Annotated in this window: 16 protein-coding genes; 5 read left to right on the top strand and 11 right to left on the bottom strand. The window is 55.1% G+C overall.

From position 1 onward, the window contains the following. Nucleotides 1-24: 24 nt before the first annotated feature. The 4 genes from bfr (G364_RS0100820) to G364_RS0100805 all read right to left on the bottom strand — a co-directional run bounded on the left by bfr (G364_RS0100820) (nucleotide 25) and on the right by G364_RS0100805 (nucleotide 2,917). Nucleotides 25-492, bottom strand: a complete 468-nt coding sequence (bfr, locus tag G364_RS0100820; RefSeq protein WP_019933244.1) for a bacterioferritin — start codon at nucleotides 490-492, stop codon at nucleotides 25-27. 12 nt (nucleotides 493-504) lie between these two features. Then, nucleotides 505-969, bottom strand: a complete 465-nt coding sequence (gene bfr / locus G364_RS0100815; protein ID WP_019933243.1) for a bacterioferritin — start codon at nucleotides 967-969, stop codon at nucleotides 505-507. 135 nt (nucleotides 970-1,104) lie between these two features. Then, the gene (locus G364_RS0100810) at nucleotides 1,105-2,253 is read right to left on the bottom strand and encodes a CehA/McbA family metallohydrolase domain-containing protein (protein ID WP_019933242.1); all 1,149 of its coding nucleotides are present in this window, start codon (nucleotides 2,251-2,253) and stop codon (nucleotides 1,105-1,107) included. A 217-nt stretch (nucleotides 2,254-2,470) separates the two neighbouring features. Beyond that, nucleotides 2,471-2,917, bottom strand: coding sequence for a MarR family winged helix-turn-helix transcriptional regulator (locus tag G364_RS0100805; RefSeq protein ID WP_019933241.1), 447 nt, complete (start codon nucleotides 2,915-2,917; stop codon nucleotides 2,471-2,473). 127 nt (nucleotides 2,918-3,044) lie between these two features. Here G364_RS0100805 and G364_RS0100800 point away from each other — a divergent pair, with 127 nt between their 5' ends. The 5 genes from G364_RS0100800 (at nucleotide 3,045) to G364_RS0100780 (ending at nucleotide 9,174) form a co-directional block, all read left to right on the top strand. Beyond that, entirely contained in the window at nucleotides 3,045-4,172 is a 1,128-nt protein-coding gene (locus G364_RS0100800; protein WP_019933240.1) for a homogentisate 1,2-dioxygenase, read from the top strand. Continuing rightward, nucleotides 4,169-5,155: a fumarylacetoacetate hydrolase family protein gene (locus tag G364_RS0100795; protein ID WP_019933239.1), complete on the top strand. Its 987-nt coding sequence runs from the start codon at nucleotides 4,169-4,171 to the stop codon at nucleotides 5,153-5,155. The genes G364_RS0100800 and G364_RS0100795 overlap by 4 nt, the downstream gene beginning before the upstream one ends. A gap of 71 nt (nucleotides 5,156-5,226) precedes the next feature. After that, on the top strand, nucleotides 5,227-5,697 hold the full coding sequence (locus tag G364_RS0100790; RefSeq protein ID WP_019933238.1) for a prepilin peptidase: 471 nt from the start codon (nucleotides 5,227-5,229) through the stop codon (nucleotides 5,695-5,697). A gap of 9 nt (nucleotides 5,698-5,706) precedes the next feature. Further along, a complete protein-coding gene (locus G364_RS16160; protein ID WP_019933237.1) occupies nucleotides 5,707-8,352 on the top strand; it encodes a PAS domain-containing sensor histidine kinase in 2,646 nt (881 codons plus the stop codon). A gap of 78 nt (nucleotides 8,353-8,430) precedes the next feature. Beyond that, on the top strand, nucleotides 8,431-9,174 hold the full coding sequence (locus tag G364_RS0100780; RefSeq protein WP_019933236.1) for a response regulator transcription factor: 744 nt from the start codon (nucleotides 8,431-8,433) through the stop codon (nucleotides 9,172-9,174). Nucleotides 9,175-9,186: 12 nt separating this feature from the next. Here the strand turns inward: G364_RS0100780 and G364_RS0100775 are convergent, their stop codons facing one another. Genes G364_RS0100775 through G364_RS0100745 form a run of 7 tightly spaced genes read right to left on the bottom strand, consistent with a single transcriptional unit; the run spans nucleotide 9,187 to nucleotide 15,861 of the window. Next, nucleotides 9,187-9,477 (bottom strand): DUF3613 domain-containing protein, encoded by a 291-nt coding sequence (locus G364_RS0100775; protein ID WP_019933235.1) that lies wholly within the window; start codon nucleotides 9,475-9,477, stop codon nucleotides 9,187-9,189. A gap of 11 nt (nucleotides 9,478-9,488) precedes the next feature. Then, nucleotides 9,489-10,427: a tetratricopeptide repeat protein gene (locus tag G364_RS16155; RefSeq protein ID WP_019933234.1), complete on the bottom strand. Its 939-nt coding sequence runs from the start codon at nucleotides 10,425-10,427 to the stop codon at nucleotides 9,489-9,491. Next, nucleotides 10,424-11,308 (bottom strand): type II secretion system F family protein, encoded by an 885-nt coding sequence (locus G364_RS0100765; RefSeq protein WP_019933233.1) that lies wholly within the window; start codon nucleotides 11,306-11,308, stop codon nucleotides 10,424-10,426. Before G364_RS0100765 ends, G364_RS16155 begins: the two co-directional genes overlap by 4 nt. Before the next feature lies 1 nt (nucleotide 11,309). Next, on the bottom strand, nucleotides 11,310-12,185 hold the full coding sequence (locus G364_RS0100760; RefSeq protein WP_019933232.1) for a type II secretion system F family protein: 876 nt from the start codon (nucleotides 12,183-12,185) through the stop codon (nucleotides 11,310-11,312). A gap of 14 nt (nucleotides 12,186-12,199) precedes the next feature. After that, nucleotides 12,200-13,456: a TadA family conjugal transfer-associated ATPase gene (locus G364_RS0100755; RefSeq protein WP_019933231.1), complete on the bottom strand. Its 1,257-nt coding sequence runs from the start codon at nucleotides 13,454-13,456 to the stop codon at nucleotides 12,200-12,202. After that, nucleotides 13,453-14,619 carry a CpaE/TadZ family protein gene (locus G364_RS0100750; RefSeq protein WP_019933230.1) on the bottom strand — a complete coding sequence of 389 codons (1,167 nt, stop codon included), beginning with the start codon at nucleotides 14,617-14,619 and terminating at the stop codon, nucleotides 13,453-13,455. The genes G364_RS0100755 and G364_RS0100750 overlap by 4 nt, the downstream gene beginning before the upstream one ends. A 9-nt stretch (nucleotides 14,620-14,628) precedes the next feature. Next, nucleotides 14,629-15,861: a type II and III secretion system protein family protein gene (locus G364_RS0100745; RefSeq protein WP_040614367.1), complete on the bottom strand. Its 1,233-nt coding sequence runs from the start codon at nucleotides 15,859-15,861 to the stop codon at nucleotides 14,629-14,631. Nucleotides 15,862-15,870 lie beyond the last annotated feature (9 nt).

Genomic DNA, 15,870 nt, shown 5'->3' with positions numbered 1-15,870 from the left:
GAGGGTTAGGGTGGGGTTTGGGGATTACATCTGTGATTGCAGGTAGTTGGGCAGGCCGATGCGCTGAATGAGGCCCAGCTGCTGTTCCAGCCAGTGGGTGTGATCGTTTTCGGTGTCTTCCAGCAGCACCTGCAGCATGTCGCGGGTCTGGTAGTCCTGCTCTTGTTCACACAGGGCCATCACCTTGCGCAGATCCTTGATGACTTTATATTCCAGATCCAGATCGCTCTGCAGCATGGAGGGCACGTCTTTGCCCACGTTCAGCGGCACCCGGGTCACCATGTCGGGCGTGCCTTCCAGAAACAGAATGCGCTCTATCAGCTTGGAGGCATGGCCTTTTTCGTCTTCAAATTCGTGGTCAATGCGCTCGTAGAGCTTGGTGAGCCCCCAGTCTTCATACATGCGGGAGTGAATGAAGTATTGGTCCATGGCGCTGAGTTCGCCTGCCAGCAGCTCGTTGAGTGCGGCAATAATTTGCTGATTACCTTTCATTATTCTGCTCCCTTACAGTTGTGACTGCTGGTAATTTTCAAGGCCGATTTTGCTGATAAGGTCCAGCTGAGTGTCTATCCAGTCGAGGTGGCCTTCTTCGTATTCTTCCAGCTCACAGAGCAGCTCGCGGGAGACGAAGTCGTGCACCGACTCGCAGTAGGCAATGGCGTCTTTCAGCACTTTCAGCTGCTCTGCTGCCTGATCGCGGTCGCAGCCGAGCATTTCTTCGGTGTTTTCACCAATGCGCAGCCGGTTCAGGTGCTGCAGGTTGGGCAGGCCTTCCAGAAACAGAATGCGCTCGATCAGCTCGTCGGCCTGTTTCATGTCTTTGATGGATTTTTTGTATTCCCGCTCGTTCAGCTTGCTGAGGCCCCAGTTTTTGAACATGCGGGCATGCAGAAAATACTGGTTGATGGAGGTCAGCTCTATGCTGAGCACCTTGTTCAGGTGCTCAATGACTTTTTTGTCCCCTTTCATAACCACTCTCCCCGTTCAATGATGGCCATAAGGATAGACGCCAAATGGCCGTTTTTCAAATTAAAACACAAGATAAGTCATTGATTTAAGAGAACTTAACTATAAGCGAGAACTAATCACATTCGCGCTTTGATCTCAATCGATCCAGATGGGGTTGGAGTAGGCGCGCTTGCCGTTGCGATCTTCCACTACCCATTGCATCCAGGTGTGGTTGGGCGGCACAGGCACACCGGTTCTGAACCATTTGGCACCGTTAATTTTCCAGCCGGCTACCTGCACACCATCCAGCCAGACTTCGGCCCTGGCCAGACCCACCTCGGAGCGAAACTCTACCTGAGTTTCGGTAAAGGGTTTGGCGGTGCCGCCGAAGTTGGTGGTAATGGGATACACCTGCGGGCCAAAGCTTAAAAAGCTGTGGCCTTTGCCTGCGGCCGTGGCGTAGTCGGCACTGAGCCGGCCTTTGGGGGTGTAGGCATAGAGCTTGCCGCTGTTGCCGCCCAGATAAACCTTTTCACCCCGGCTCCAGCGCTGTCGCAGCTCCTGCAGGCGCGCTTCAAAGCCGGAGGTGACCGGCGTCAGCTCCAGCAGTGCCAGCCTGGGTATGCCCTGACCGCCATACATGGGCTTGTCGGCGCTGAGCACGTCCAGGGCACCGGCGCTGAGCCAGGCACTGACTTCTCCGCTTTCGCGGTTTTTGCGCAGATCGTCGCTTTCATAAAGAATGCCCAGTTCGTTTTGCAGACTGGCGGCGGTCCAGTGCGCCTGCACCATGTTGGGCATGTCGTTATAGCTGGGCAGGGCTGCAGGAACCTGGTTGCGTTCCAGCTGATAGCCGGAGAACTGTTTGCCATCTTGAGTGGTGCTTAAACGAATGCCGGCATTGCTGAGGTTAACCTCATAGCGGCTGGTTACCGGTTTGCCGTTCAGCTCGCGCTGCAGTTCTATTACAACACGCTCGCCAGACTGTTCTTTCACGTCAATTTTTGTCGAGGTGAGCTTGCCGTCACCGGGCACAAAGTCGAGGGAGCGCACCAGATCCGGGCCGTACTGGCCGTTGCTGGCAATGGCCAGATCCACCACGGCGCCGGTGTCGGCACTGATGGCAAAGGCAAAATAGGGAGATCTGACGGTAATGTCTTTTTCGCCGGTGGCGTTACCGTTTTTAATAAAGGTGGGGCCGTGCAGCACATCCAGACGAGCCGGCACGGGCTCATTTTTGTTGGAGGCACAGGCAGAAAGCACCAGTGCAGCCAGCACTGTGAGTCCGGTTTGGTAAAAGCGCATAACAAAAATCCCGATAAAGTGTAGAAGCAGGTAAATTCTGACAGTTTGCCAATGGAATACAACTGCAGAAGCCGTGTAGGCCCGGTTTTATACCGGGCAAATATCGCCGCATGTTATACTGCTGCCAGCCAGTATAAATGTTGGGATTCGCTGCGCTCATCGCCAACCTGCGTGTTTCAACTTACGACTTACGGCTTACGGCTCCCAGAAGGGGGGCTTACATATTTTCCAGCCGGGTGAGCAGCTGGTTAAGGCTGGCAAGCAGCGGCTTGGTGTCGCCGCCGGTAAGGCCTTCGGCCAGACGGGCTTCCCATTCCAGCACTCTGGGCACCATGCGCTGATGCAGTGCCTTGCCCTCGGGGGTGAGCAAAATGCGGGCGGCGCGCTGATCCCTGGGGTTGGGCTTGCGCTTTATCAGCTTTTTATCTTCCAGCCCCTGCAGCGCCCGGGACACTTTTACCTTGTCCATGCAGGTGATGTCGGCCAGCTCCCGGGCAATCAGCGAGCGGCCGTCGCCCAGCACCGCCATCAGCCGCCACTCGGGCCGGGTGATGCCAAATTCCTTGCGATAGAAGACGGCCAGCTCGGCCCCTACCCGCTCCGCTACCTGCATCAGTTTGTAGGGTAAAAAGTGTTCCAGCTCCAGCGCGCTCTGCTCATCCATGACTTGCTTCCTGTTTGCCTGTAAAGACAGGAGTGTAACCATTTTTGAACACAAGTTTGAAGCCATGCCGCACATTATGGCCAGGCAGCTATAGTGAGTAAGAGTTTGATCTTCACCGGAGGCAACATTGAAATACCGAGTGTCTTTTCCGCTGCGTGAAGGCGTGCATTCCCGCCAGGCGCACTGCGATTTGCCCGCCGGCAGCTATGAGCGGGAGATTGGCAAAGACGGCTTTTTTGGCCCGGCCACTCATATGTATCACCGCCATCCGCCTACCGGCTGGAGCCATTGGGAGGGATCATTGCGTCCGCGCGCACTGGATACCAACAAGCTGCCCGATATGGGCCCCTGCCCCTGGCATGCGGTTCCTTTGCTTTATAACGAGCATTTGTGCGTTCGGTTATGGCGCTGCAACAGCCCCATGGATCATCTGGTGCGCAACGGCGACGGCGATGAATGCCTGTTTGTGCATGCGGGCAGCGGCGTGCTGTTTTGCGACTATGGCCGGCTGCCCTTCAGCAAGGGGGATTATTTAATTATTCCCCGCTCCACCAGCTGGCGAATTGAGCCGGATGAGCCGGTTACCCTGCTGATGATAGAAGCCACCCACGGCAGCTATCAGCTGGCCGACCGAGGCCCAGCCGGCCAGCATGCCATTTTTGACCCGGGTGTGCTGGAACATCCTCATATAGATGAAGCCTTTGCGGAGCAGGCCGGGCGCGCCGGTGAGTGGCAAGTCAGGCTCAAGGCCCGGGGTCAGTTTAATACCATCACTTATCCCTTTAATCCGCTTGATGCGCTGGGCTGGAAGGGTGACTTAACCGTGCTGCGGCTGAACTGGCGGGATATTCGGCCATTGATGAGCCATCGTTATCATCTGCCGCCTTCTGCGCACAGCACCTGGGTGGCCAGCCACTTTGTGATCTGCACCTTTGTGCCCCGCCCTATGGAGCAGGACGCCGGTGCACTCAAGGTGCCGTTTTTTCATAACAATGACGATTACGACGAGGTGCTGTTTTATCATGAAGGCGACTTTTTCAGCCGGGACAACATTGATGCCGGCATGATCACCTGGCATCCCTGTGGCTTTACTCACGGGCCGCACCCCAAGGCGCTGGCCTCCGCACAGAGCAATTCCCGCACGGCCACCAACGAGGTAGCAGTGATGATTGACAGCCGCTATCCGCTGGAGCTGGCAACCCTTCCTGCCGGTGTGGAGAACACCGATTATGTCAACTCCTGGAGGAAATCGTGAAACTGGCATCTTTAAAAGAAGGCCGCGATGGCAGCCTGGTAGTGGTATCCCGGGATTTGCAGCTGGCCTGCCGCGCCGACGGCATTGCAGCTACCCTGCAGGCGGCACTGGATAACTGGGATGAGTGCGAGCGGGGGCTGAACGCCATGTATCAGCGTTTGAACCGTGGTGAATGCGCTCATGCTTTTGCCTTTGATACGGCGGCCTGTGCCGCGCCCCTGCCCCGGGCCTATCAGTGGGCCGACGGCAGTGCCTATGTGAGCCATATAGAACTGGTGCGCAAGGCGCGCGGTGCCGATATGCCGCCCGGTTTCTGGACCGATCCGCTGATGTATCAGGGCATGTCGGACGGGTTTCTCGGCCCCTGTGAACCAATTGAGCTGGCGGATGAAGCCTGGGGCATCGACTTTGAAGGGGAAATAGCGGTGATTACCGGCGATGTCCCCATGGGCACCACAGAGGCCAGCGCCCTGCCCCATATGCGGCTGCTGATGCTGGTAAATGATGTGTCGTTGCGCAACCTTGTTCCCGCCGAACTGGCCAAGGGCTTTGGCTTTTTTCAGTCAAAGCCCGCTACCAGCTGCTCGCCGGTGGCCGTGACTCCCGACGAGCTGGGCCAGCACTGGCAAAACGCCCGGCTGCACCTGCCGTTGCGGGTCTTTTTAAACAATCAGCTGTTTGGCCACCCCAATGCCGGGGTTGATATGACCTTTGGCTTTGACCGGCTTATTGCTCACGCCTGCTTCAGCCGCCACTTGAGTGCCGGCACCGTGATTGGCTCGGGCACCGTATCCAACCGGGATGAAAGCACCGGCTCCTGCTGCATTGCCGAGCGGCGCACCCGCGAGCTGCTGAACACCGGCGAGGCCAGCACGCCATTTATGCAGTTTGGAGACAGCGTGCGTATGGAAATGCTGGACGAGCAGGGACGCAGTATTTTTGGGGCCATTGATCAGCAACTGGTGCACTATCGCAAAGCCTGATCCTCATGATTGACAGCCAGCGTTAACGTCGGGCTATATCATTTATTATTTCACTGACAGTGTTATTGAATATGGCTGCTCTGCTGACACTTCTCTGGCTGTTATTGTGCGCGCTGCAAGATTTGCAGCAACGACGTATTGCCAACCGGCTGACGCTGCCGGCACTGGGCTTTGCCCTGCTGTGGCTGCTGTGGTACGGCAGCACCTTTGCCGGCACCGGCGGCAATAACGGACTGACCGCCGCACTGATTGCACTGGCACTGACCCTGCCCGGTTTTCTGCTGGGAAAAATGGGTGCCGGCGACATTAAAATGATGCTGGCATTTGCGCTGCTTACCGGCCCCATGGCGGTGCTGTGGGCGGTGGCACTGGCCGCGCTGGGCCTGCTTGGCTGGCAGGCAGCCGCGGTTGCAGTGTGGCCACACCTGCCGGCTGCCATGCAACGCTATGCCTGGACGCTGGCACCGTCACGGCATCAACAACGTCCTTATGCTCCTTTTGTGTTTATTGCTGCGGTTATTTATTTTCTTGCCGGTTATTGATGAGGAATTATGTTTAAAAAATTACTCAGCACTAAACAGCATAATTCACTGAATGCCGCGCCCGACCAATTCAGCCGGCATCCGGGCCTGGTGCTCAGCCTGGATGACAGCGGCAATATTCTGGCAGTGAGTGGCAGCCTGGCTGAGCAGATTGCTGATGAACTCACGTCACTGCATGCCATCAGCGGCCTTGCTGCCGGGTTTCAGTCACTGCCGTCATTGCTGGGCAAGGTGATTGATATTCAGCTGAGCGCAATAAATGGTGCTCCGTTATATTTTCATGGCACCCTGGAGCAGCAGCCCGACAGCTGGATATTACGCCTGATTGACATTACGGCGTTAACAGCACAAGTTAACACCGGTATCCAGGCGGCAGCCAGACAACAACAAACGGGCAGCGGCATTGATCTTATTCTTTCTGCCGAGCCGGGCCAGCTGGACAAACCTATCAACGACTGCATGGCCCGCATGATGCAGGCTTATCAGCTTAACTGTCTGGCTGTGATTCTGCAGGATAATCAGAAGTGGCAGGTCAGCTATTGCCGGCATCACCAGCCAGAGCTGGCTCAGTTAGTGAACAGCAGCCTTGACGACCTTCTTGAGCGCGCTCATCAGACCGTTACGGTTGAGCTGGCCGGTTACTCCGGCGCTGTCTATTTGTTCACTGTGTTCCCTTATCATTATCACTACCGCACTTCTGCTTATCTTGTTTTCAGCGCCGGCCCGGGCCGTCCGGAACATACCGCCGCCGTCATTCAGGGGTGTCGCTTACTGACCGGTGCCATTCTTGCGAGAAAACGGGACCTTGACTACAACCTGAAAGAAGCAAGGCATCAGCACATTACCGCAGAAAAAAATATTCACTCCCTCGATTACCATATAGAAACGCAGACTTTTACACTTGCTCGGCCATTATGTGAGTTAATATCCGCTGATCCGGTATGCAGCCTGAATAATTTCATAAATAAAATTGCGGCGGCAGAGCAGGAGGAGTTTAAAGACAGGCTCAGCACTGCCGTGGTGCAGCAGTCGGGCCTGAAGCAACATATTCGGCTGATGCATAGTGACGGCCCCCCCCGCTGGTATGAAATAAACCTGCTGACAAACAGACATAACAGCGCTTTGCTCTCCGGCAGCATTACCGATATTGATCATATTGTGCAAGCACAAGTGGCCGCACAGGCCGCTCAGGAACGCATCACCACTCTGGTGGCCCATGCGCCGGCCATTATTTATCTGCAGAAATATGAACAGGGCGCCTTGATCAGCCACTATTTCAGTGACAGCATTAACAGCCTGCTGGGCTGGAATGCTGAGCAGTTTAAACAGACCAGCCTGGCGGAGCATGTGCATCCGGACGATAAAACTGTTTTTTATCAGCGCACCACTACCCTGCTTAAATATGGCATTGTCAGTTGTCACTATCGTTTGCTTGATAAGGAAGGCCAGTATCACTGGATGCTGGATGAAGCCAAGTTAATCAGGGATCAATGGGGCCAGCCTAAGGAAGTGGTGGGTTTATATATTGATGTGACCGAGTCGGTACATGCCAATGAAAAATTAAACGCCAGTGAAGAGCGCTATAGAGTCTTGGTTGAGGATTCACCGGCCATCATTTGCAGATACGATAAAAACCTGAAAATCACGTTTGCCAACACCCTGCTGCTTGATTACGTTAATGCGAATAATAACAGTGCGATTGACCTGAATCATTTATTATCAGAGGAACAACAGGCAGGGTTTTATGCCCGGCTGGCAAAGCTGTCTCCTGACAACCCGATTATTAATGCAGAAATTTGCCTGCATGCTCCTCATCGTGCTCCCATGTGGGTAGTGTGGGCCGAGCGGGGAATATTTGATGAGCAGGGTGCTCTGCTGGAAGTGCAGGCCGTGGGCAGAGACAACACGGAAGTATATCAGGCACGGCTGGAGCTGTATCAGAGTGCCAAAATGGCCATGCTGGGTGAGCTTGCCACCACACTGGCCCATGAGATAAACCAGCCGCTTTGTGTGATGAAAATGTCAATCAATAATCTTAAAAGAAAAATAAACACTGATGTGCCCGACCTTCACTATATACAAAAAAAGCTGGAACGCATTGATGAACAAATAGAAAGAAGCACCAGAACCATTGAGCATCTTCGGTTTTTTGGCAGGCGATCGGCACCGGAGAGAAAGTTATTTACCCCTCAGCATGCCATTGATGGTGCCTTATCATTAACCAGAGAAAGTCTGGAGAATGCCGGCATTGACATTGTGCTTTCTACTTCCCCCACTCCTCAGCTGACAGGGCATCAGGATCAACTGGAGCAGGTGCTGATCAACCTGATCATTAATGCCAAAGATGCACTGACAGAAAAAAAAGAAAGCATACCCGATTTTCAGCCAAAAATTTACATTAGTATATTTCATAATAACCAGCAGGTTACCATTACAGTTGAAGATAATGGCACCGGCATTGCGGAGCAACATTTAAGCTCAATATTTGATTCCTTCTTTACAACCAAACCTCATGGCAAAGGCACCGGCATAGGCCTGAATGTGAGCTTTGGCATTATTGAAAAAATGCAAGGAACATTAACCGCCTCAAACTCGCAGAAGGGGGCTTTATTCGTTATTGAGCTACCACTGAGCAAACAACAGCACAATCAGTGACTCAGGTCACACTTGTGCAGCTTACCTTTTATAAGTGGCGTCTTATACTACAGTAAATCCTTTTATAACGTGATTTTTATGGAAGAGCACAAGGTTAACAGCCTGCTTATTGTTGATGACGAAGTCATGATCACCGAAGAGCTGTGTGAGCTGTTTACTGATCATGGTTACCGTTGTTATTCCTGTAATGACACCGATACGGCTTATCAGCTTTTTTGTGAGCATAAAGACATCACCATTGTGCTTAGTGACTTTCATATGCCGGGTAAAAACGGACTGACGCTGCTCAGGGATTTTCTTGAGCTGGCCAGGCAGTCTGCCCGCCCGGTAAAAACCATTTTGTTTACCGGGCGATCCGAAAAGGAAGATATTATCAAGGCGCTCCGGCTGGGCGTGTCTGACTATTATGCCAAGCCCCTTGATATGGATGAACTGCTGCACGGCGTGAAGGGGCTCAGCGATGCGCTGAGCCGGGCAAGCCAGCCTCTGCATATCGATAGTATCGAACATAAACTGCAGCAGCTGTCCGAGTTTATGCACGATTTGCATGACGATGTGGCTCAGCTCAGAACCAGCCAGCCTGCCCGGGAGATGCCGGTGGCAACCGGCACCGACAGCGCAGAAAGCGATGCCTTGCTGCAGGAGCTGTCTCCCCGGCAACAGGCCGTGGCCCGGCTGATTGGCAAGGGCATGACCAACTATCAGATTGCCGTTGAGCTTGGTTTAAGCGAAAACACGGTGAAACTGTACGTTTCACAGATTTTGCGCCAGACCAGAATGCATAACCGCACTCAGCTTGCTCTGGCGCTTTCTGCACTGTAAACCGGCGATTCGCTAGTTGCCTCCAACCTGCCCTTCCACTCCCTGCTCATACAAATCCGGAATGGGGTGCTGGTAGCTGTCCAGCCAGCGCTGGCTGGCCAGCTCCTGCTCTGCGGCGGTGGAGGCTTGAGTTTGCGCAGAGGCTCTGCTGCCTTCACGCTGCACCTGCAGCCAGCGCTCCGTCTGGGTTTGCGGCAGCGGCTTGATCAGGCCATGGGTGCCGGCAGCATCGGGAGTGTTTGCCACAGCGCTGGCCGCCAGCAGCCAGCCTGTGAGGATCACGCTTGCTTTTACTATTGCCATAACGGGCTCCTTCAACGAAGCGAAATAGGCACAATAGGCTGGGAGACAGCATCAATGCGCTGCACCCCTTGAGTAACTCCACCGGCAGCGGCGGCCTGCTGCACGCCCTGAGGTGAGACTGCGCGTACCTGTGATACCGGCTGCGGCTGCACAGCACGCACGGCCGGGGCCTGTGCGACAGCCGGCTGCGCCGGCACGGCGCGCACTGCTGTTTGTGCCGCTGGCCTTTGTGCCACTGCCTGTGCCGTGCCGCCGCTGTCTTGCTTGCGCATGGTGCGCGCTTTGTTCAGTGCGCTCTGATATTGCTGAGCGCTGATCTGGTAACGGGCAGCCAGCTTGTCTGCGCCTGTGATATTTTCCTGATATAACGTCAGCGTCAGCAGGTTTAATATGGCGCGGGGATTGCTCTCGTTCAGCTCGGCAGCCGTTAACAATTCAAAACGTGCTTCTTCGGTCTTGCGTAAATTCATATAAATCACGCCCAGATCGTTACGCATCGACTCATTGGTCGGCTCATAGGCCACGGCCTTTTGCATATAGCTGAGTGCGGTATCGTTATCGTTCTCAAGCACTGCCATTTGTGCCAGGCCATGGTAACCATCGGCGATCAGGCAGCTGTTGAGCAGACTTTGATACAGGCCTTTGGCCTCGGGGCGCTGCAGTAACCGCAGAATCTGCGCTTTTCCGAGCCTGGCTTCGGGCAGCTCATCGGGCAAGCGCTCCAGATTGGCGAGCGCCGCATGCAAACGCCGGGCAGAGACCATTTCTTTTGACAGGTTAATGGCCAGCTCCTGCTCGCGGCTGAGTGGGTCACACGCTGCCACTGTGTCGCGCTTGGCAGTAATCAAATAGGGCGAGTTGCCATTTTTATAGCGATTACCATCGGCCGGCAATACCGCGCAGCCTGTTGTCATGCAGGCCGCCACCAGCAGCCCGAGTGTTTTTTTCATCCCATTTCTCCAAAAGCCCTGACAATGGCCATAAATCCCGGGCCAGCCAATACAATCATGAGTGCCGGAAACAAAAATGCGACCATTACCACCGACATTTTTGCAGACATTCTGGATACTTTTTCCTGCAGCGCGGTAACCCGGCGCTCGGTAAGCAACTCTTTCATGGCATGCAGCGAGGCCATGGCACCACTGCCCTGCCGCGATAACTGCTCAAGTACGGTAAAACAGTCTGTGACCTCGTCCACATCAAGCAGTCCGGCCGTGCGGGCCAGCTCTTCCTGCAGCGACAAACCTGCATCCACGCGCTGCAGCATCTGCCGAATTTCGGCAGACAGCTCGGGCAAAATACCTGTGCTCTCCTGCGCCAGCACCCGCAGCGCCTGCTCTGTAGTCATGCCCACTTCAAATAAAATGCGCAGTAACGGCAGCATCATTTCGGTTTCTTCAGCCAGTTGCCGTTTGCGCCTGGCGACTTTGCCGACCAGCCAGCGCTTGGGTATCAGATAACCGATGCCAGCCAGGGTCAGTACCGTCAGCAGTGAGCTGTGGTTAATGCTGAACAGAGAGCCATACAGCACACCCGCCAGTGCCAGCAGCACCGGCAACCCCAGCTGCACAGAAATAAACAAAGACTGCTGAGTACGTTTGCGCCAGCCCAGCTGGTTTAACAGGGTGCGTAATTCGCTGTCCAGCTGAATGCCTTTTTGCCCCATGCGGCTTTGGGCAAACTCGCTAAGCAGCTTGTGTTTATCTACCCTGCCGGGCTTGCCCAGACGCCGGTTTATGGCCGCACGAATACGCCGCTCTTCAAAAAACAGTAATAACAACAAGATGGCCAGCAACAGCTGCAGCACGGCACTGAGCAACAGCGCATTCATATTACACACTCCTCAGCATGCGCCAGAGCGTGACCGAGCCTACCAGCTGAAACAAAAACGCAAATAACAACAGTATTTTGCCGGACGGATCATGCCATAGCTCCAGAAAAAAATCCGGGCTGGATATAAATACATAAGCCGCCAGTGAGACCGGTAACAGCCCCAGCACCAGGGCACTTACGCGGGTTTCTCCGGTCATGGCTTTAAGCTGACGGCTGGCCTTGTCTTGCTCGTGGATCATGCTGACCAGCTGACTTAATACCTCCACCGCATTGCCACCGTATTTCTGGTTTATCCGCACCGCCAGGGCCAGTAACTGAAACTCCCTGATCTGATACAGGCCGGCCAGATCATCCATGGCATCTTCAATGCTGGCTCCGCGGTGCACAAACCGCTGGCTGCGTTCAAATACTGATTTCAGCGGATTGGCAGAGGCGGCAATGGCCTGATCCATGCCTTCGGGCAGGGTTCTTCCTGACTTCAGGCTGCGAATAATGTGGTCAATAAAAGCAGGCAGCTGTTTGACGATTTTGGCCATGCGCCGGCGCTGACGAACCGCAATCATGACCCTGATGATCACCAGCAGACCGCCGGCAGTAAGCAGCGCCGTCAGGCTGCCTTGCAGCAGGTAAGCCAGCATAACCACCAGCATATACAGCAGCAGCGCCATGCTCAGCCCGGCGGCAGATACCTGCACGCCGGCCCGTAACAGCATAGTGTGCAGCACACTTTTGGGCTTCAGCCGCAACCGCTCAGTGCGGTTCAGGCCACTCATCAGCTGCTCTGATCTGGCTTTTTTACGGGCACTGAACAGCAGCCGGGCAGAGAGCCCGGACAGTAATAATGCAACCAGCAGCCAGACAAGAGAGAGTTTCATGAGGGTCTCCGGAATTATTTGCCCGTATACAGATGCTGCAGTTTTTCACCTCCGGGAGTGACGGCTTCACGCACGAACCGGTGCCCCCCTCTGGTTTGCAGGCGGAACAGCGTATTGGTGACATATTGATCTTCACGCAATGAGATCACTTCCAGTATTTCACTGATGCAACGCCGGCCGTCGGCCAGCCGCACCAGCTGAATAACCAGATCAATGGCAGAGCATACCGTTTGCCGCAGAGTGCGTTCGGCTACCTGCACCCCCGACATGCCCACCAGGCTTTCCAGCCGAAGCAGCGCATCCTGGGCATTGTTGGCATGCAGCGTGGTCATGGAGCCGTCGTGGCCAGTATTCATGGCGGTGAGCACATCCAAGACTTCCACGCCCCGGATTTCCCCCAGCAGTATACGGTCCGGCCGCATCCGCAGTGCGTTTCTGACCAGCTCCCGGGCGGCAATCTCACCATAGCCATCGGTATTGGGCGGCCGGGTTTCCAGCCGTACCACATGGTCATGTTTAAGCTGCAGTTCGGCTGTATCTTCAATGGTTACAATGCGCTCAGAGGGTGATATGTGCTGGCTGAGCAGGTTAAGCATGGTGGTTTTCCCCGTCCCGGTTCCGCCACTGACCAGAATATTGCACCGGCAGTGCACCGCCTGATCAAGAAAGGTCATTATGGCTTCATCCAGCGAGCCGGCAGCGAGCAGATCGGTGCTTTTAAGCATGTCCTGGCGGAACTTGCGCACTGATAATGCCGGGCCGTCAATGGCCACGGGAGGAATAACAGCGTTAATCCGGCTGCCGTCGGGCATGCGGGCATCCACCATGGGGGAAGACTCATCCAGCCGGCGTCCTACCGGTGCCAATATGCGCTGTATCACTCGGATCAGATGAGCATTATCGATAAACCGCAGGTCGCTGCGGTGCAGGGTGCCTCTGCGCTCCACAAAGATACGATTGGGGCCGTTTACCAGAATTTCGGTTACCTCGGCGTCGTTAAGCAGCATTTCCAGCGGGCCAAAACCGGTAAGCTCATCAACCAGCTCTTCGCTGAGCTGGTCCTGCTCATATTTCGACATGGGCAGATGCCGGCTTCTGGTGTATTCGTATACCCGCGCATCAACAAACTGACGCAGTTGCTGCCGCCCGGCTTCCAACAGATTCTCTTCGTGCTCTTCCAGTGCATCAATGATGTATTTATGCAGCGCACCTTTAACCAGCTGGTGGTTATTGGCTTTTCTGTTTTCACCAAAGCGGGGTTCAGGGCTCATGAAAAGGCCTCCGTCAGCCGTTTTAACCAGTGTTTGTGCGCAGGCCCGGACACATGGCTGAGAATGTGTTTTACCAATGGCCGGTAAGCCCGGGCCAGGCTGCCCTCGGCCCGCCCCCGGTAAGGCAGGCCGGCATTTTTTACCTTGAGGCGGTTAACCGGATCCGTGGCAATGGCGGTGAGCAAAGGCAGGCCAAAGGTTGCACTCATGTCTTGTTTATCCGGTGCCACCTGGGAAACATAGTGATCAACCAGCAGCCGCGCATGCTCAAGGTTAATTCCTATTTGCCGCCAGTGCCTGAGCACCTCCAGGTTACGCTTGCAGCAAGACATGCACTGATTGGTATACCAGTAAATATGCGCAGACATGCTGGCCAGGCTGCGCAGCTGCTCGCTGTCTGGCTGCCCGGCAAGATTGACGATGACCTGATCAAAATGCTGGCTCAGCGCCGACTGCAATAAATAATGATCGGTTGCTCCGGTTTCATGAAAGCCGGCATCAGCCAGGCCGTTGCTCAGCAGACAGATGCCGCTCTGATGCCGGGGAAACGCACTTTCAATCAGGTTACTGTCCAGCCGCTTCAGGTTGCGCAGCGCATCCTGAAAGGTAAACCCCGGCTCCATGCCCAGAATTTCCTGCGCTTCGGCAACAGGACTGCCCAGATCAATCAGCAGCACGCGCTTGCCCTGCTGCTGCAATCCCATGGCCAGCATCACGCTGGCCAGCGCCGCATCCGGTGAGGCCTGAGCGCCATAGATAAGGGTGGTGTGTTTTTTTGCCGGCTTTACCGGCACGGCAGGTGCCCGTTGCGTGATGCGGTGTACCAGCCCCATCACTTCATTGCTGCGCATGCCATAGACAATAAAGTCCCGGGCACCGGCACGCATGGCGTTGATGATCAGCTCGTTATCAAGGCCATCGCCCATGCCCACAATGGTGAGCAAAGGCCGAATTGCCAGCAATGACTCTATCAGGTTGCATTTGCGCGTCATGTTTTCCGTATCCATGCCGACAAATATCACCGATGCACCGGTGGCATCACACAGCGATAGAATTTCCTCGGTGGTTTTATCGGCCGCCAGCAGCTGATGTGGCATCAGCGCGGCGCGCAGCCAGTCAATGTCCTGCTCATTGGCGGAGTAAACAATAAAAGTCTGTTCCATGCTCTGCTCCTACCGGGACAGCCCGCTTTGCATATCAAAGTCGCCATTTTCCAGAAACAGCAGCTCAAAGGCATTGGGATCATAATTACGGTAGCTTTCTCCCGGCAGTGCCGGCAGCTCGGCATTGGCAGCCAGCGGGCTCACCAGATGCGGCGTGACTATCATTAACAGCTCTTTTTCTTCGCGGGCAATGCGCGAAGAGCGAAAAAAGCTGCCCAACACCGGAATGTCTCCCAGCCCCGGCAGCTTGTCTACCTCGGCATAATTATTGGCGCTCATCAGCCCGCTGATCACAAAGCTCTCACCACTGGCCAACGCCACGCTGGTGTCGGTGCGGCGCACGTTCAGTGACGGCACTGTGGTGCCGGCAATGGAAACGCCGGTATTGAAGTTAAGCTCGCTGACCTCAGGTGCCACTTTAAGCAGAATGCGGGAGTTATCCACTACTGTGGGCGTAAGGCTCAGGCGCACACCAAACTCTTTGTATTCGATGGAGATAGCGCTGCCATCGGCACTGGGCACGGGCACCGGAAACTCGCCGCCGGCCAGAAAACTGGCGCTTTTTCCGTTCAGTGAGACCAGGCTGGGAGTAGCAAGCGTGTAGGCAAAATTACTGTTTTCCAGCGCATTCAGCACGCCCAGCACCTCTTTGGTGCCGCCGCCCCAGGCAATGTTAAAGCCATTACCCTGCAGCGGCACCGGCGTATTGCTGCCTGGCGGTACGGCGCCGCCCATGCCGACACTGCCGATGGTGTTGCCCGGCGCTCCAAACAAAAAACTGCCGCGCTGGCCAAACAGGGAGATACCCACGTCTTTCAGCTTGGTGCGGTTAACTTCAACAAACCGAATATCGGTTTGTACCTGGCTCGGCACAGTGGCACCGGCAGCCGGAGTAACGGCCTGAGTGGCACTTCCTGTGACTTGCAGACGGCTTTCAATGGGGGCTGTGGCGCAGCGTGTCCATACCTTGAGACTGGTACTGCCGGCACCTGTGCCGGTCAGCAAAATACTGTTGCGACTGGTCAGTTTTACGTCGGCAACGGCCGGATCTCCCACCGCCAGCCGGGTAACGGGGGCATCGATCACCAGTGCATGCTGCGAACCCTGGGCCAGTTGCAGGGTGTCATCCAGCGCCGGCATGGGTGAACAGGTGCGGGCATGGGCCTGAGCAGACATCGCCAAAGAGAATAGTGCAGTGATGACTGCTGAAGATAATGCCATGATATTTATATTTTTTTTCATAGTCTGCTC

Source organism: Oceanimonas smirnovii ATCC BAA-899, from assembly GCF_000381965.1.
Lineage (GTDB): Bacteria > Pseudomonadota > Gammaproteobacteria > Enterobacterales > Aeromonadaceae > Oceanimonas > Oceanimonas smirnovii.
Note: the sequence above shows the minus strand (reverse complement) of the source record. Positions and strands in the feature narration are given on the sequence as shown.

Excerpts from the sequence above, each read along its gene's own strand:
- bfr (WP_019933244.1), bottom strand. The coding sequence starts at position 492 with ATGAAAGGTAATCAGCAAATTATTGCCGCACTCAACGAGCTGCTGGCA.
- bfr (WP_019933243.1), bottom strand. The coding sequence starts at position 969 with ATGAAAGGGGACAAAAAAGTCATTGAGCACCTGAACAAGGTGCTCAGC.
- G364_RS0100810 (WP_019933242.1), bottom strand. The coding sequence starts at position 2,253 with ATGCGCTTTTACCAAACCGGACTCACAGTGCTGGCTGCACTGGTGCTT.
- G364_RS0100805 (WP_019933241.1), bottom strand. The coding sequence starts at position 2,917 with ATGGATGAGCAGAGCGCGCTGGAGCTGGAACACTTTTTACCCTACAAA.
- G364_RS0100790 (WP_019933238.1), top strand. The coding sequence starts at position 5,227 with ATGGCTGCTCTGCTGACACTTCTCTGGCTGTTATTGTGCGCGCTGCAA.
- G364_RS16160 (WP_019933237.1), top strand. The coding sequence starts at position 5,707 with ATGTTTAAAAAATTACTCAGCACTAAACAGCATAATTCACTGAATGCC.
- G364_RS0100780 (WP_019933236.1), top strand. The coding sequence starts at position 8,431 with ATGGAAGAGCACAAGGTTAACAGCCTGCTTATTGTTGATGACGAAGTC.
- G364_RS0100775 (WP_019933235.1), bottom strand. The coding sequence starts at position 9,477 with ATGGCAATAGTAAAAGCAAGCGTGATCCTCACAGGCTGGCTGCTGGCG.
- G364_RS16155 (WP_019933234.1), bottom strand. The coding sequence starts at position 10,427 with ATGAAAAAAACACTCGGGCTGCTGGTGGCGGCCTGCATGACAACAGGC.
- G364_RS0100765 (WP_019933233.1), bottom strand. The coding sequence starts at position 11,308 with ATGAATGCGCTGTTGCTCAGTGCCGTGCTGCAGCTGTTGCTGGCCATC.
- G364_RS0100760 (WP_019933232.1), bottom strand. The coding sequence starts at position 12,185 with ATGAAACTCTCTCTTGTCTGGCTGCTGGTTGCATTATTACTGTCCGGG.
- G364_RS0100755 (WP_019933231.1), bottom strand. The coding sequence starts at position 13,456 with ATGAGCCCTGAACCCCGCTTTGGTGAAAACAGAAAAGCCAATAACCAC.
- G364_RS0100750 (WP_019933230.1), bottom strand. The coding sequence starts at position 14,619 with ATGGAACAGACTTTTATTGTTTACTCCGCCAATGAGCAGGACATTGAC.
- G364_RS0100745 (WP_040614367.1), bottom strand. The coding sequence starts at position 15,861 with ATGAAAAAAAATATAAATATCATGGCATTATCTTCAGCAGTCATCACT.